This is a genomic window from Flavonifractor hominis, assembly GCF_040095835.1.
GTDB classification, from domain to species: domain Bacteria; phylum Bacillota; class Clostridia; order Oscillospirales; family Oscillospiraceae; genus Flavonifractor; species Flavonifractor hominis.
Genome location: NZ_JBBMFT010000007.1, coordinates 99,714 through 115,808 on the forward strand (window position 1 = coordinate 99,714; position 16,095 = coordinate 115,808).

The window sequence follows — 16,095 nt, forward strand, 5'->3', positions numbered from 1 at the left end:
CGTTCATCTTCCCGATACAGAAAGGCGGTCATGCGCAAATGGAACGATACGAATACCCCTTCTCAGCCCTGGTGGGGCAGGAAAAGCTGAAAACCGCGCTGCTGCTCAACCTGGTGGAGCCCCGCCTGGGCGGCGTGCTGATCCAGGGGGAGAAAGGAACGGCCAAGTCCACGGCGGTGCGCGGTTTGGCAGAGCTGATGGACGAGGTGGAGGTGGCGGAGGGGTGCCCCTTCCACTGCCGGATGGATGGTGAGGCGCTGTGCGACGAGTGCCGGTCCAGCCCGGCCCGCCGCGCCGTTCCCTACCGCCGCCGAGTGGTGGAGCTCCCCGTAAGCGCCACCGAGGACCGGGTGGTGGGCACCCTGGATCTGGAGCGGGCGCTGAAGGAGGGCGTCCGCGCCTTTGAGCCCGGCCTGCTGGCCCAGGCCAATGGAAATATCCTCTACGTGGACGAGATCAACCTGCTGGAGGATCACATTGTGGACGTGCTGCTGGACTCCGCCGCCATGGGGGTCAACACCGTGGAGCGGGAGGGGATCTCCTACAGCCATCCGGCCCGCTTCATCCTGGTGGGCACCATGAACCCGGAGGAGGGGGATCTGCGGCCCCAGCTGCTGGATCGCTTCGGCCTGATGGTGGAGGTGCACGGCGAACAGGAGGCGGAGGCCCGCAAGGAGGTGGTGCGCCGCCGCCTGGCCTTTGAGGAAAACCCCGCCGCCTTCTGCGCCCGCTGGGCGCCGGAGCAGGAGGCCCTCCGGCGTCGGATCGGGTCGGCCCAGGCCCTGCTGCCCCAGGTGTCCCTGCCCGAGCCCCTGTTCGATACCGTGGCCCGGGTGTGCACCGCTCTCCAGGTGGACGGCCACCGGGCGGACATCACCATGCTCAAGACGGCACGGGCTCTGGCGGCTCTGGAGGGCCGGACGGAGGCCGGAATGGAGGAGCTGCGGCGGGCGGCGGAACTGGCCCTGCCCCACCGCCTGCGCCGGGCCCCGTTTGAGCAGGCTGGAGATGCCGGCATCGACTGGGAGGCGCTGTTCTATGGATAGGCCCCTGTATCCTTTCACCGCCGTGGTGGGGCAGGAGCGGGCAAAGCAGGCCCTCCTCTGCCTGGCGGTGGAGCCCCGCATCGGCGGGGTGCTGCTGTGCGGGGAAAAGGGGACGGCCAAGTCCACTCTGGTGCGGGCCCTGGGCGGCCTGGACGGAGTGCGCCTGCTGGAGCTGCCGGTAAGCGCCACGGAGGACATGCTGCTGGGCGGTGTGGAGCTGGAGGCGGCGGTGCGCACCGGCTGCAGAACCTTCCAGCCCGGTTTGCTGGCCCGGGCCGACGGGGCGGTGCTCTATGCCGACGAGGTAAATCTGCTCCCCTCCGCCCTGACCGCCGCCCTGCTGGACACGCTGGAGACCGGAGTGTGCCGGGTGGAGCGGGACGGCATCTCCCACACCTGCCCCGCCCGCTTCGCCCTGGTGGGCACCATGAATCCGGAGGAGGGGACGCTCCGCCCCCAGCTGCTGGACCGCTTCGGCCTCTATGTGGCGGTAACGGGGGAGCGGGAGCCGGAGGCCCGGAAAGAGGTGGTGCGCCGCCGCTTGGCCTTTGAGGAAAACCCCGCCGCCTTTCGCGCCCAGTGGGCCCGGCGGGAGGAGCGGCTGGCCGGGCAGCTGGCCGCCGCCCGCGCCCTGCTGCCCCAGGTGGACGTGGGGGAGGCGGAGGAGCAGGCCGCCTGCCTGCTGGCCCGGCAGGCCAACGCCGCCGGGCACCGGGCGGAGCTGGCCATCCTGCACACCGCCCGCGCCCTGGCCGCCTTGGCCGGGCGCACTTACATCAACTTGGAGGATCTCCACACGGCGGCGGAGCTGGCCCTGCCCCACCGCAGGCGGGAGGGAAGCGAAGGCCCGCCCCCGCGACAGGAGAGAGGGGAGGAGCCCCCTCGGGGATCTGGAGCGGACGGACAGGCCGGGGGCGGGGATGGACCGGCGGACGAGTCCCACCCCGCCGACGGGCCGCCGCAGGAGGGGGTTCAGGCCCCCGCGCCACCCACGGAGCAGGGGCCGTCCCGAGAGCGGTTGGAGCAGGGGGAGAACCTCTACGAGGTGAGAGCCCTGCTCACCACCCGGGCCGACCGCCTGGCCCGCCGGGGCAGCGGGCGGCGCAGCAAGACCCGCTCCGCCACCCGGCGGGGGCGGGCCGTGGGCGACCGCATCCCCCGGGGGAAGGCGGAAGATCTGGCGGTGGGCGCCACGCTGCGGGCCGCCGCCCCCTATCAGTGGAGCCGGGGCGGCGGGCAGTCCGGCCTGGTCATCCTGCCCCCCGACCTGCGGGTGAAGGTGCGGGAAAGCCGCGTGGGTGCGGACATCGTGTTCGCCGTGGACGCCAGCGGCTCCATGGGTGCGGCCAGGCGGATGAAGGAGGTCAAGGAGGCGGTGCTCTCCATGCTGATGGACTCCTACCAGAAGCGGGATCAGGTGGGGCTGGTGGCCTTCCGGGGCGGGGAGGCCGCCGCTGTGCTGGAGCTCACCCGCAGCGTGGAGCTGGCCCAGCGGGAGCTCCAGGCCCTCCCCACCGGCGGGCGGACCCCGCTGGCCGCTGGGCTAGAGGAGGCCCGCCGCATGCTGGAGCGGCAGCGCCGCCGGGTGCGGGATTCCCTGCCCCTGCTGGTGCTCATCACCGACGGCCGGGCCAATTTCAGCCGGGGCGGCGACCCGGTGGAGGAGGCCCTGCGGGCCGCCCGGCGGGTGGCGGAGGCCCACATCCCAGCGGTGGTGATCGACACCGAGCGGCAGTTTGTCTCTCTGGGGCTGGCGGCTCAGGTGGCCCAGGTGATGGGTGCGCCCTGCTACCGGGTGGAGGAGCTGCGGGCCAGGCCGCTGGCCCAGCTGGTGCGCGGCCACAGCCCGGCGGCGGGTTAAGGAGGCGTCTATGGTAAAGCTGCTTTTCGTGCTCATGAATGAATACCGGCTCTGGGCCCTGCCTCAGGCCCTGGCCGCCCTGGAGCGCCGGTACCCCGGCGCGGTGGAGGGCAGGGTCTACTCCGTGCGGGAGATAAATGCCGACGCCGGGCTGGAGCGGGCCCTTCTGGCCGACGGCGCGGCGGCGGACATGGCCTTTCTGGCCTCCCATGGCTCGATTCAGAACCTGTACTGCTTTTCCCGGCTGTGGGAGGCGCTGGAGGGGCGGCCGGTCTATTTTACCTCCACCATGGGGGACGAGCTGGCCGAGCTGCTCCCCAGGTTGGGGCTGGAGCCGGCCCTCTACGCCGCGCTGGACAGCTATTACCAGGCGGGGAGCCCGGGGGATCTGGAGGGGCTGGTGCTCTGCGCCCTCAACGGCCGCTTCGGCGGGGATTATCCCCTCAGCCCTCCGAGCCCGCCCCGGGGGCAGGGGGTGTACACCCTGGAGGGCTTCCTGCCGCCGGAGAGGGAGGCGGGGTACCGGACACGGATGGCCGCCGAGACCCGGCCGGTCATCGGTGTGCTGATCCATGACCACTACGCCAGAACCGGCAATCTGGAGCATGTGGACGCCCTGCTGCGGGCCATTCAGGCCCGGGGGGGCGTCCCATACGCCCTGTCCGACTCCTTCGCCGCCGACCACGGGACGGAGCAGGGCATCCTCTACCGGATGGAGCGGTTCTACCGCAGGGCGGACGGCACCCCCATTCCGGGGGCGCTGGTGGTGTCCTACGGCTTCAGCCTGACCACCCTGGCCGGGCGGGAGGCCCGGGCGGGCCAGGTGCCCGCCAGCGTGTTTGAGAACTGGGGCCTGCCGGTGATCCAGGGACTCACCACCTACTTCAGTGCTGACGAGTACCGGCGGGATATCCGGGGCCTGGATCTGGTCTCCCTGCCCGTGTGCGTCTACCAGCCGGAGTTTGACGGGCAGCTCATTTCCGTGCCCTACGCGGTGACGGAGCGGACGGCGGACGGGCGGAAGGTGTGCCGCCCCCTGCCCGACCGGGTGACGAGGGTGGCGGAGCTGGCCTGCCGCTGGGCGGAACTGGCCCGCAAGCCCATGCCGGAGAAAAAGGTGGCCGTCATCTTTCACAACATGCCGCCCCGCAGCGACACCATCGGCAGCGCCCACGGCCTGGACACGCCGGAGACGGTATTCCGGGTGGTGCGGGCCCTGGAGAGCCAGGGCCTGCGCACAGCCTACTCCTTTTCCAGCGGGGCGGAGATCATTGCCCGCATCCGGGCGGCGGTGACCAACGACAACCGCTGGCTCTCCCCGGAGGCCGCGCTGGAGCGGGCGGAGGCCACGGTGCCGGCGGAGCAGTATCAGGGGTGGTTCGACCGTCTTAACCCCGAGACCCGGGCCCAGATGGAGGAGAGCTGGGGCCCCGCCCCGGGCACCGTGATGGTGTCCGGGGGCCAGATCGTCATCCCCGGCATCCGAAACGGCAGCCTCTTTGTGGGGGTGCAGCCCATGCGCTCGGCGCCGGAGCGGGCGGAGGAGCTCTACCACAGCACCGACAGCACCCCGCCCCACTCCTACCTGGCCTTTTACCGCTGGGTGGACGAGGTGTTCGGGGCGGACGTGGTGCTCCACGTGGGCACCCACGGCACCCTGGAGTGGCTACCGGGCAAGGAGATCGGCCTGTCCTCCGGCTGCTTCGGAGACATCTGCATCGGCGGGGTGCCCCACCTCTACATTTACAACATCAGCATCCTGGGGGAGGGGATGCAGGCCAAGCGCCGCTCCTACGCCTGCATACTCGACCACCTGATCCCCTCCATGGACGACGCGGACACCTACGGCGGCCTCACCGATCTGGACGAGGCCATCGACGGCTACTATCACGCCCGCCAGGCCCGGCCTGCCCAGGTGCCCGCACTGCTGGAGCGGATCTTCACCTTGGCGGAGGAGCTGGAGGTGACTGCCGACCTCCAGATGGAGCGGGCGGATCTGGAGGCCGAGCCGGAGGATGGGGTGGCCCGCCTCCACCGCTGGATGAGCCGCATCAAGACCTCCCTGGTGCGGGACGGCCTGCACATCTACGGCCAGCCCCCAGAGGGGGAGCGCTTCGACCACCTGGCCCGAGCCCTGGTGCGGGTGCCAAACGGCGCCGTGCCCGCCCTGGAGGACAGCATACTGCTGGCCCAGGGGTGGGCGCCCGAGGAGCTGCGGGCCGCGCCGGAGCGGCTCTACCCCGACGGGCGCACCGCCCTGCGCATTGTGGACGGGGCGATTGCGACGGCCCGGCGGCTCTTTGCCCGCCTGTCGGCGGAGGGCTACCGGCCGGAGGCTGCGGCGGAGCTCCTGGCGGAGGAGGGCTTTCCGGGGGACACCACCCCGCTGGCGCGGGTGCTGGACTTTGTCTGCACCCAGGCGGCGCCCCGGCTGCGCCAAACCACGGACGAGCTGGATCTGCTGCTGGCGGGGGTGGAGGGGCGCTTTGTCCCGCCCTTGCCCGGAGGCAGTCCCTCCCGGGGGAATGCCCACATCCTGCCCACGGGCCGGAACTTTTACGCCATCGACCCCGCCGCCGTACCCAGCCGGGCGGCATGGACGGTGGGACAGGCGCTGGCGGAGCAGGCGGTCGACGCCTACCGGGCCCAGAAGGGGGAACCCTGGCCGGAGAGTGTAGCGATCGTGGTCTACTCCGACGAGTGCATGAAAACCAACGGAGAGGACATCGCAGAGGTGTTCGCCCTGATGGGGGTGCGCCCCCGCTATCTGGGCCAGACGGACAAGGTGGTGGGGGTGGAGCCCATCCCCCTGGCGGAGCTGGGCCGCCCCCGCATCGACGCGGTGCTGCGCATCAGCGGCCTGTTCCGGGACACCTTCCCCAACGTGGTGGAGCTGGTGGAGCGGGCGGTGCTGGCCGTGGCCGGCCTGGATGAGCCCCCGGAGCAGAACTTTGTCAAAAAGCACACCGACCAGGAGCGGAAGCGGCTGGTGGCCGAGGGCCTGAGCGAAAATGAGGCGTTAGAGCAAGCATCCCTGCGGGTGTTCGGCTGCCCACCCGGCACCTACGGCGCAGGGGTGAGCAAGGCCATCCACAGCCAGAACTGGGAGAGCTGGAGGGATCTGAGCCAGGTCTACACCCTCTGGAGCGCCCACGGGTACAGCAGCCGCTTCCACGGCCAGGCCATGCCGGAGCTGTTCCGCAGCCAGCTGTCCTCCGTGGGGATGACCATCAAGAACGAGTCGTCGGTGGAGATCGACATGCTGGACAGCGACGATTTTTACAGCTATCATGGCGGCCTGATCGCCTGCGTCCGGGACTGCAGCGGGCAGAGGCCCGTCTCCGTGGCGGGCCTCACCGCCGACCCCGCCCGACCGGAGACCGCCCGTGTAGAGACCGAGCTGGCCCGGGTCATGCGCAGCCGCATCCTCAATCCCAAGTGGCTGGAGGGCCTGAAGCGCCACGGCTACAAGGGCGCCCAGGAGCTGTCCACCACCTTTGACACCTTTTTTGGCTGGGACGCGGCGGCGGAGGTGGCCTCCAACTGGATGTACGACGCCATGGCGCGGCAGTTCCTCCTGGACGAGGAGACCCGCCGGTGGATGGAGCAGGTCAACGACGCGGCGGTGCTCCAGATGAGCGAACGCTTCCTGGAGGCCCACCAGCGGGGTATGTGGCAGGCGGGTGAGGAGGAGCTGCGGGCCATCCGGCGCATCTACATGGACATGGAGGGCGTGATGGAGGACGGCTTTCAATGAAGGGCGGGCTGGACACCCTGGTGCTGCGCCTCACCAACCGCTGTAATCTGGCCTGCGGCTACTGCTACGCCGGGAGCGGGCCGGCGGGTGAGGATCTCTCCCCCGAGCGGGCGGCAGAGGCCGTGGATCTGGCCTGCCCGCCGGGGGGAGCCCTGCGCATCCAGTTCACTGGCGGGGAGCCCCTGCTGCGCTGGGACACGGCGGCGAAGGTGCTGGACTTCGGCCGGGCCTCCGGACGGAGGTTCCACGCCGCCATCCAGACCAACGGCACGCTGCTCACACCGGCGCTCTGCCGGGAGCTGAGGGCCCGGCGGGTGGCCGTGGGGGTGAGCCTGGACGGGGTGGGCCCGGACAACGCCGCCCGCCGCACCCCGGAGGGGGAGCCCTCCTTCCAGGCGACGGCCCGCGGGCTCCAGACCCTGGCGGCGGCCGGCATGGCGGCCAACCTGACCGCGGTGGTGTCGGCGGGCAGTGTGCGCGGCCTGGACCGTCTGCTGGACTTCGCCCTGTGGTGCGGCAACGTCCACGGTGTGGGCCTGGATCTGGTGCGGCCCCAGGGCCGGGGCGCGGGGGCGGGGCTGTCCCCCTCCCCCCAGGCGCTGGCCGAGGGTTTGAACCGCCTGCTGGCCCGTCACGATCAGCTGGCCCGGCTGGGCCGCCCGGTGCGGCTCAAGGAGCTGGAGCGCCTGCGCCTGCTGCTGCGCACGGGCTGCAGACGGGACTGCTACTGCAACGCCCAGACCGGGCGCTCCCTGGCGGTGACGCCGGACGGCCGTCTGTGGCCCTGCTCCGCCCTGGCCGGGGCGGAGGGGTGCCTCCTGGGGACGCTGGGCGCGGGGACGGCCCTGCCGCAGAGTCCCTGCCCCGGGCTGGAACCGCCGGAGGAATGCGCCCGCTGTCCCGCCTTCGGCCTGTGCGGCGGGGGCTGTCCTGCCGCCCGGCGGGCCGGGCCCTCCCCCCTGGACTGCCAGATGCACCGGAGGATGCTGGAGCACGCCTGCCGGCTGGAGGGGAAATTGGAGTGGTGGAATACGTGGAAAACCGCGTTTCCAGATAGAGAAGAACCAGATGACAAGGAGGAATCGCAATGATACACCATCTGAATCGGGCGGCCGGGCTGTGCCTGACCGCCGCCCTGCTGCTCACAGCGGCGGGCTGCGGCCAGCAGACTGTGCCGGAGAGTCCCAGCCCGTCCCCCGTGGTGGAGACCGCTGCGGCAGACAAGAACGACCTGACCGTGGTGCGCAGCATGGAGCTCCAGTATGCCAACAACTTCGCGGTGGACTACTGTGCCAACGGCTGTAAGATCATCACCGACGGCGCGGGACAGAAGTTCCTGTGGGTGCCCGAGGGGGGAGAGGCGCCGGACGACACGGGGGACATGACCGTTCTCCAGGCCCCGCTGACCAAGCTGGGCTGCTTCTCCACCACCCACGCCACCCTGTTTCACGCCATCGGGGCGCTGGACAAGGTGAGTCTGGTGACCACCGACAAGGATAAATGGCATATCGAGCAGGTTGCCCAGCAGATTGAGGACGGCACCACCACCTATGTGGGCAAGAACTCCGCCCCCGACTATGAGCTCATCAGCGCCGCCGCGCCCCAGATCATCCTGATCTCCGCCAACACCATGCACGGCAGCGACGAGGTGCTGGCCAAGCTGGACGAGCTGGGCATCCCCTACATCGCCGACAGCCAGCACCTGGAGAACCACCCCCTGGGCCGCGTGGAGTGGGTCAAGCTGGTGGGCGCCCTGCTGGACATGGAGGAGGAGGCCGACGCCTACTTCGACGAAGAGGTGCAGCGGGTGAATGCCGTGGCCGAGAGCGTGGCCGGGGAGAGTGAGCACCCCACCATCCTCCAGACCTATATCTTCAAGGGTACCGTCTACGTGCGCAATGGCGGCGACTATGTCAACAAGATGCTGGAGCTGGCCGGCGGCACCTATCCCTTTGCGGAGCTGGAGCCCGGCCAGGGCGGCAACACCAAGATGACCGTGGAGAAGTTCTATCAGGGGGCGGTGGACGCCGAGATCTTGATCTATGACAACACCAGCGACGTCAGCGTGTCCACCGTGGCAGACATTCTGGCCAACGGGGACTATCTGGCGGATATGAAGGCCATCCAGGAGGGCAACGTCTGGGGCATCCAGAAGAACTACTGGCAGTCTGCCGACGACGTGGCCACCATGATCGAGGACATTGCCACCATTATCTACCACCCCGAGGACGCGGATCAGCTCCACTACTTCTATAAGCTGCCCGCCGAATAAGCCGCGGAGCCCGGCAGGGGAACGCGCGGAAAAGGAGAGAGGCCTATGAGACAACACACAAGAAACGCCGTGGGATTTGTTGTGCTGGCAATACTGATGGCCGCCCTGTTTTACTGGAACATCAATACCGGCTCGGTGCATCTGAGCCTGGAGCGCATGCTCACCCTCCTCCGCTGGGGCAACGACGGCACCACGGAGGGCAATATCCTCTGGAAAATCCGCCTGTCCCGCCTGCTGGGGGCTGCCCTGCTGGGCGGGGCGCTGTCCATCGCGGGCTTCCTGCTCCAGACCTTTTTCAAAAACCCCATCGCCGGCCCCTTTGTGCTGGGCATCTCCTCCGGCTCCCGCCTGTTTGTGGGCTTCTTCCTCCTGGCGGCCACCCCCATTGTGACGGAGGGCTTCTCCCCCTACGTCATCTTCCTGGCGGCCTTCGCCGGGGCACTGGCGGCCATGGCTCTGGTGCTGGCCGTGTCCAGCCGGGTGCAGAACCTAGCCATGCTGCTGGTCATCGGCATGATGATCGGCTACATCTGCGACGCGGGCACCGACTTCATGATCACCTTCGCCGAGAGCAGCCAGCTCCAGAATTTCACCATCTGGACGATGGGCAGCTTCTCCGGCATGACCTGGGCCACCCTGGGGGCCTCCGCCCTGATCACCATCCCCACGGTGGTGCTGGTGTTTCTCCTGTCCAAGCCCCTGGGGGCCTATCTGCTGGGTGAGAACTACGCCAAGAGCATGGGGGTCAACGTCAAGGGCTTCCGTGTGGCCCTGATCCTCCTGTCCAGCATCCTGTCGGCCTGCGTCACCGCCTTTGCCGGCCCCATCTCCTTTGTGGGCATCGCCGTGCCCCACATCACCCGCCTGATCTTCCGCACCTCCCGGCCCATGGTGCTCATACCGGCCACCTTCCTCACGGGAAGCGTGTTCTGCCTGGCCTGCGACCTCATCGCCCGCACGGCCTTTTCCCCCACGGAGCTCACCATCAGCACCGTCACCTCGGTGCTGGGCGCCCCCGTGGTGATCTGGCTGATGATCAAGCGCAGGAGGAATGGCTGATGTATTTTGAGACCCAGAAGCTGTCGGTGGGCTACCATCGCCGGCCCCTCATCGAGGACATCGATATCGGCATCTGGCAGGGGGGCATTCTCTGCCTGATCGGCCCCAATGGCTCCGGCAAATCCACCATCCTGCGCAGCATCACCCGCCATCTGACAAAGCTGGGCGGCGTGGTGGCCATCGGCGGCCGGGATTTGGACGGCATGAGCGACAAGGAGCTGGCCCGCCACGTGTCGGTGGTGCTCACCGACCGCATCGAGCCGGAGCTCATGACCTGCTGGGAGGTGGTGGCCGCCGGGCGCTACCCCTACACCAACCACTTCGGAAAGCTCTCCAGGGAGGATCAGCGCATCGTGGAGGACTCCATGGCCCGGGTCAACGCTCTGGAGCTGCGGGAGCAGCGGTTTACCGAACTCAGCGACGGCCAGAAGCAGCGGGTGCTGCTGGCCCGGGCCCTGTGCCAGCAGCCGGAGGTGATCGTCCTGGACGAGCCCACCAGCTATCTGGACATCCGCCACAAGATCGAGCTGCTGGACATCCTCCGGGAGATGACCGCCAGCCGGGGGCTGTCCGTGGTGCTCTCCCTCCACGAGGTGGATCTGGCCACCAAGCTGGCCGACGTGGTGGTGCTGGTAAAGGATAACGCCATCTTCCGCTGCGGCGCGCCGGAGGACGTACTGGATGACGACACCATCCGCCAGCTCTACGATATCCACGACGGCAGCTTCAACCTGCTGCTGGGCAGCGTGGAGCTGTGCGGCGCGGCAGGGGAGCCGCGGGTATTCGTGGTGCCCGGAGAAGGCAGAGGGGCCCCCTGCTTCCGGGCCCTGCAAAAGAGGGGGCTCCCCTTTGCCACCGGGATTCTCCAGCGGTGTGACGTGGACTGGGCGGTGGCGGAGACCCTGGCCGCCCGCCGGTATGAGGCGGAGAGCTTTTCCCCTCCCGCGCCGGACACCCTGCGCGCCGCGGTGGCGGCGGCCTGTTCGTCCGCCTGTGTGGTGGACAGCGGGGCCGCCATCGGCCCCTACAACCGGGAGAATCTGGAGCTGCTGCGGGCGGCGGCCGGGGCGGGGGTGCCGGTGCTCACCCTGCGGAGGGAGCGGCTGGAGAGCCTGGAGGCCGCCCGGCCATTTGACACCGTCCGGGCCCTGATGGACGAGGCCGCCCGCCTGGCGGCCGGAAAGGGGGGAGGGGTGTGTCCCTCGTCTGGCGCTGCCTCAGGCGCTATCGCTGGTACTGTCTGACGGCCCTCCTGTTTGTCCTGCTGGAGGCCAACTGTGAACTGCTGCTGCCTACCCTGATGGCGCGGATGATCGACGAGGGGGTGCGCACGGGGGAACTGGGCCGCGTCCTGGAGCTGGGGGGCTGGATGGCGGTGGCGGCCCTGGCGGGCATCCTGTGCGTGCTGGTGCGCAACTTCTGCTCCGGCACGGCCTCCCAGCGGTTTGGGGCCGAGCTCCGCCGGACGCTGTTTGCCAAATGCCTCCGCCTGACCGAGGGGGGCGTGGATCAGCTCGGGAGCGGCGCCCTGGTCACGCGGATGTCCAGCGACTGTGACCAGCTCTCCAGATCGGTGAACTCCGCCCTGCGCATTGGTGTCAAGGCCCCCGCCCTGTGCGTGGGCAGCGTGGTCTATGCCATGGGGCTGGACATGGGGCTGAGCTGGATTGTGCTGGCGGTGGTGCTGGGGGTGACGGCTCTCATCACGGCCTATCTGGCGGAGAGCGGCCGGCGCTTCCGCCGGGTGCGGGAGGCCATGGACCGGGTCAACACCACCGTGGAGGAATTTCTGCGCGGCATCCGCCTCATCCGGGCCCTGGGGCGGGAGGAGTGGGAAAACCGCCGCTTTCAGGCGTCCAACGGAGAGCTGGAGGAGTCCGGCATCCGGCTTCAGCTCCTGTCGGCCTGGTTCGCCCCCCTGGTCACCCTCACTGTCAACCTGGGCATCGCGGCGGTGCTGTGGGCGGCGGGGTGCGGCGGGGCAGAGGCGGGCACGGTGTCCGCCCTCGTCACCTATATGACCCAGATGCTCACCTCCCTGATGACTCTCATTGACGTGTTCAAGCTGCTCATCCGGGCCAGAACCTCCGTCCGGCGGGTGGAGGAGGTGCTGGCTCTCCCGGAGGAGGGAACCCTGGAGGGGCCGGAGGAGACAGGCGTGGAGGAGCCGGTGCTGGAGCTGCGCCATGTGACCTTCGCCTACCCCGGGGGAAGCGGCGTGCCCGCCCTGCAGGACATCTCCTTCACACTGCGGCGGGGGGAGCGGCTGGCGGTGGTGGGTCCCACCGGCGCGGGCAAGACCACCCTGGCCTGGCTGTGCGCCCGGCTCTATGAGCCCCAGAAGGGAGAGCTGTACCTGGGCGGGCGGCCCATGAGTCGCCTTCCCCTGGTGCGGGTGCGGCGGCAGGTGGTGGTGGCCGCCCAGCGGAGCGCCCTCTTTTCCGGCACCATCCGGGAAAATCTGTCCATGGGTGACCGGGGCGCGGGGGAGGCACAGCTCTGTGCCGCCCTGGAGACTGCTCAGGCCGCCGACTTCGTGGCGGAGGCCGGCGGCCTGGACGCCGTGCTAGTTCAGGGGGGCGTCAACCTCTCCGGGGGACAGCGGCAGCGGCTCTCTCTGGCCCGGGCTCTAGTGCGGGGAGGCGCGGTGCTGGTGCTGGATGACTGTACCAGCGCCCTGGACCCGGCCACTGAGCGGAGGGTGCTGGATGGATTGGAGCGGCGGCCGGGGCAGGCGGTGCTCCACATCACTCAGAAGGTGCGCGCGGCCCGCACGGCAGATCGGATCCTGGTGCTGGAGGAGGGGAGGCAGGTGGGTCTGGGCACTCACCGGAGCCTGCTGGACACCTGCCCCACCTACCGGGAAATCTGGGCCTCTCAGGCCCCGGAAGAGGAGGGAGAAGATGGCACACGGTGAAGCGTCCGGCGGCCCTGTGCTGCCTCCCCAGCGGCGGAGCCTCCAGCAGCGCTTCGGCCCCCACGCCAGGGCCAGGGACGGGCGGGGCACCGTGCGGCGGCTCCTGGCCCTCTACGCCCGCTGGGGCAGGGAGCTGCTGCTGGTGGTGTGCCTTACCCTGCTCTCCACCGGGGCGGCCCTGGCGGTACCCTATCTGCTGGGACGGGCGGTGGACTGCTTTCTGCCTTGGGGCGGCGTGGAGCGTGCCGCTCTGTCAGTGCTGCTGCCCACTCTGGCAGGGGCCGCGGCGGCACAGTGGCTCGGCAACTGGGGCCGACGCCGCTGGATGGAGATCCTCTCCCAGCGGATGGTGGCCCGCATCCGGAGGGAGTGCTTTGCCAAGCTGGGGCGGCTGCCCCTGTCCTACTTTGACCGCCACCCCCATGGGGATACCATGAACCGCCTGGTCAGCGATGCCGACAACGTCAGCACCGTGGCGGCTGAGACGGTGACTCAGCTCCTGTCCAGCCTGCTGATGGTGGCGGGGGCGTTGGCCATCATGGCGGCCCTCAGCCCGCTGCTCACTCTGACGGCCCTGGCAACTGTGCCGGTGATCGCCCTGTGCACCCGCCTGATCTCCCGGCGGAGCAGGACGCTCTACCGCCGGCAGGCCGATGAGCTGGGCCGCCTGAGCGGCCTGGTGCAGGAGTCCCTCTCCAACAGCCGCACGGTGAAGCTCTACCACCAGCAGGAAGAGCTGTTGGCGCGGTTTGACCAGATGAACGGGGCGCTGTGCGCCACATCGGTGAAGGCGCAGATCTGCGCCGGCCTGCTCAGCCCGCTGGTGAACATGGTCAACAACCTGGGCTTTGCCCTGATCGCCTGCGCCGGGGGCGTGCTGGCCCTCCGCGGCGCGGTGAGCGTTGGGCTGGTGGTCAGCTTCCTGGGCTACTCCCGGCAGTTGGGGCGGCCCCTGAACAGCATTGCCGCCCTCTTTTCCAGCATTCAGCAGGCCGTCGCTGGGGCCGAGCGGCTCTTTGAGATTTTGGACGAGCCGGAGCTGCCCCCCGATGTCCCGGGTGCAGTCTCACCCCGGACGGTGCGGGGAGAGGTGTCCTTTGCGGATGTGTCCTTCTCCTATGAGCCGGACAGGCCGGTGCTGGAGCATGTGAGCTTCCGCGTCAGGGCAGGGGAGGTGGCCGCATTTGTGGGGGAGACCGGCGCGGGCAAGACCACCCTGGTCAACCTGCTGATCCGGGCCTATGAGCCGACGGCGGGGGAGATCCGGCTGGACGGCGTGCCCCTCGGTCGGTACAGCCGGGAAGGACTGAGCCGGTGCTTCTCCGTGGTGCTCCAGGAGACCGTCTTTTTCCGCGGCACGGTGCTGGACAATCTGCGCTATGCCCGCCCGGAGGCCACGGAGGCGGAGGTTGTCCATGCGGCAAAACTGGCCCATGCCCACGGTTTCATCCAGCGCCTGCCCCAGGGGTACCAAACCCTCATGTCGGGGGCGGCCGGGGAATTCAGCCAGGGGCAGTACCAGCTTTTGGCCATGGCCCGGGCCCTGGTGAGCCGGGCGCCTATCCTCATCCTGGACGAGGCCACCAGCAGTGTGGATACTACCACGGAGCAGCGGCTCCAGCAGGCCACCCTCCGCCTGCTGGAGGGCCGCACCTGCTTCCTGATCGCCCACCGTCCCTCCACCATCCGCCGGGCCGACCGCATCTTTGTGGTGGGGGAGCGGGGGATCGTGGAGTCCGGCACATATGATGAACTGATGAAAAAGCGAGGAGTTTATTGGAGTGTGCTTCAATGAATCAGTCGTTTTGAATGTAATTTATGACCAGCAGGCCATTGTTCTTTTGACCTTGCGCCTCCGTTGGGGTGTTTTGTCTTATAGTGACGAATTTCTGATAACGTGTTGCTACTTTGACCCATGACTTGACCCAGAACGGGAAAAATCCCAGCGGAGCAGGCAGCATACGACCTCCGGGATTTGGCAGTTTTCTGGAACGAAAAGGGTCGGAAAGCACTTGAAATCAAAGGATTGAACTGCCGGTAGCAGCTCATAACCCGGAGGTCGTAGGTTCAAATCCTGCCCCCGCAACCAGAAAAAGTACCGCAATCCGTTGGATTGCGGTACTTTTTATACTTTTTGAGTCTTTCTATTTTTGCGTTTCTAACACATTTCTAACACTCTGGTTCTAAATGGAATGGATCCCTGATTGCGGATGGAATAGGTTTAAAAGAAAAAACACAAATGTACAGATGTATACGGTTTTGCTACATATAATAATGCATGTAAATTTTTAAATGAAAAGTTTCATTTTATGTAACTGCAATGTGGCAGCAAACTTACTTTATACAAACTGCCAAAGAAATATAGAAACAAAATTGAACTATATCTGCTATATAATGAATAATAAATGTAAATTTCAATCCATTTAAAGGAGTAATACATTTTAATAAAGAAATAAAAATATGCAATATACACAAAATAGTTTGATTATACAAAAACGGGTTGACAGATTTGTAAAAAAATATTAGCATACTAGTAAACAAAAAGGCACCATGGTGCCTTTCCTTTCTCTTGTCAGAGAAAGGAAAAAGAAGCCTCCGGGCAGAAAAGAATATCGTTAAATTGCAACGTTTGAATAAAACAAAAATGACAAAGCAAGTTAGTGAGCAAGACGATGAAAAGAACGACAGGACGTGTAACGCTAAAAGATGTGGCAACGAAGGCAGGAGTTTCGGTGTCCACAGCACATCTGGTAATGGCTGGGAAAAACGGCCCCAAGGAAGAGACGCGGCAGCAGGTGCTGCGCATTGCAGATGCGCTGCATTATCAGTGCAATGCCGCAGCTTCGTCACTCAAGCGGGGAGAAACCTGGGTCGGTGTGGTCCTGCCGGACTTAAAGGGAGGAAATGAACTATACTATACTCCCATTTGGGCCGGAGTAAGGGCGTTTTGCAAAACCGCGCGGGATTTTAATCTCCACCTGGTGGAGATGCCCTATGGCGGGGAGGACTCGGTCACAGTTCAGCTGGAGAGCGTAAAACGGCTGCGGGCAATGACGGAGCTGTCGGGGGCGATTCTGCTGGGGGATATCGCGGCAGAGGCCAAAACGGAGCTGCGCAAGCTGAGCGACCGAGGGTTTCCCATCGTACTGGTCAACGGCGAAGTGCCAGAGGTAGGGCCGGTGT

The 16,095-nt window shown here is 67.1% G+C and carries 10 protein-coding genes; all 10 read left to right on the top strand.

Going from position 1 to position 16,095, the window contains the following annotated elements:
* Positions 1–38: 38 nt before the first annotated feature.
* On the top strand, positions 39–1,046 hold the full coding sequence (locus WMO45_RS11105; RefSeq protein ID WP_009260728.1) for a magnesium chelatase ATPase subunit I: 1,008 nt from the start codon (positions 39–41) through the stop codon (positions 1,044–1,046).
* Entirely contained in the window at positions 1,039–2,907 is a 1,869-nt protein-coding gene (locus WMO45_RS11110; RefSeq protein ID WP_131971054.1) for a VWA domain-containing protein, read from the top strand. The genes WMO45_RS11105 and WMO45_RS11110 overlap by 8 nt, the downstream gene beginning before the upstream one ends.
* Before the next feature lie 10 nt (positions 2,908–2,917).
* Complete coding sequence (locus WMO45_RS11115) at positions 2,918–6,664, top strand: cobaltochelatase subunit CobN (protein ID WP_131971052.1); 3,747 nt, start codon at positions 2,918–2,920, stop codon at positions 6,662–6,664.
* Entirely contained in the window at positions 6,661–7,755 is a 1,095-nt protein-coding gene (locus WMO45_RS11120; protein ID WP_131971050.1) for a radical SAM/SPASM domain-containing protein, read from the top strand. The genes WMO45_RS11115 and WMO45_RS11120 overlap by 4 nt, the downstream gene beginning before the upstream one ends.
* The gene (locus tag WMO45_RS11125; protein ID WP_131971048.1) at positions 7,752–8,936 is read left to right on the top strand and encodes an ABC transporter substrate-binding protein; all 1,185 of its coding nucleotides are present in this window, start codon (positions 7,752–7,754) and stop codon (positions 8,934–8,936) included. The genes WMO45_RS11120 and WMO45_RS11125 overlap by 4 nt, the downstream gene beginning before the upstream one ends.
* Before the next feature lie 45 nt (positions 8,937–8,981).
* Complete coding sequence (locus WMO45_RS11130) at positions 8,982–9,995, top strand: FecCD family ABC transporter permease (RefSeq protein WP_131971046.1); 1,014 nt, start codon at positions 8,982–8,984, stop codon at positions 9,993–9,995.
* Positions 9,995–11,239, top strand: coding sequence for an ABC transporter ATP-binding protein (locus WMO45_RS11135; protein ID WP_055181425.1), 1,245 nt, complete (start codon positions 9,995–9,997; stop codon positions 11,237–11,239). Before WMO45_RS11130 ends, WMO45_RS11135 begins: the two co-directional genes overlap by 1 nt.
* Positions 11,191–12,912 carry an ABC transporter ATP-binding protein gene (locus tag WMO45_RS11140; RefSeq protein ID WP_131971044.1) on the top strand — a complete coding sequence of 574 codons (1,722 nt, stop codon included), beginning with the start codon at positions 11,191–11,193 and terminating at the stop codon, positions 12,910–12,912. The genes WMO45_RS11135 and WMO45_RS11140 overlap by 49 nt, the downstream gene beginning before the upstream one ends.
* On the top strand, positions 12,899–14,707 hold the full coding sequence (locus tag WMO45_RS11145; protein ID WP_009260740.1) for an ABC transporter ATP-binding protein: 1,809 nt from the start codon (positions 12,899–12,901) through the stop codon (positions 14,705–14,707). The genes WMO45_RS11140 and WMO45_RS11145 overlap by 14 nt, the downstream gene beginning before the upstream one ends.
* A 937-nt stretch (positions 14,708–15,644) precedes the next feature.
* The coding region (locus tag WMO45_RS11150) for a LacI family DNA-binding transcriptional regulator (protein ID WP_494337559.1) at positions 15,645–16,095 on the top strand (451 nt) is incomplete at its 3' end.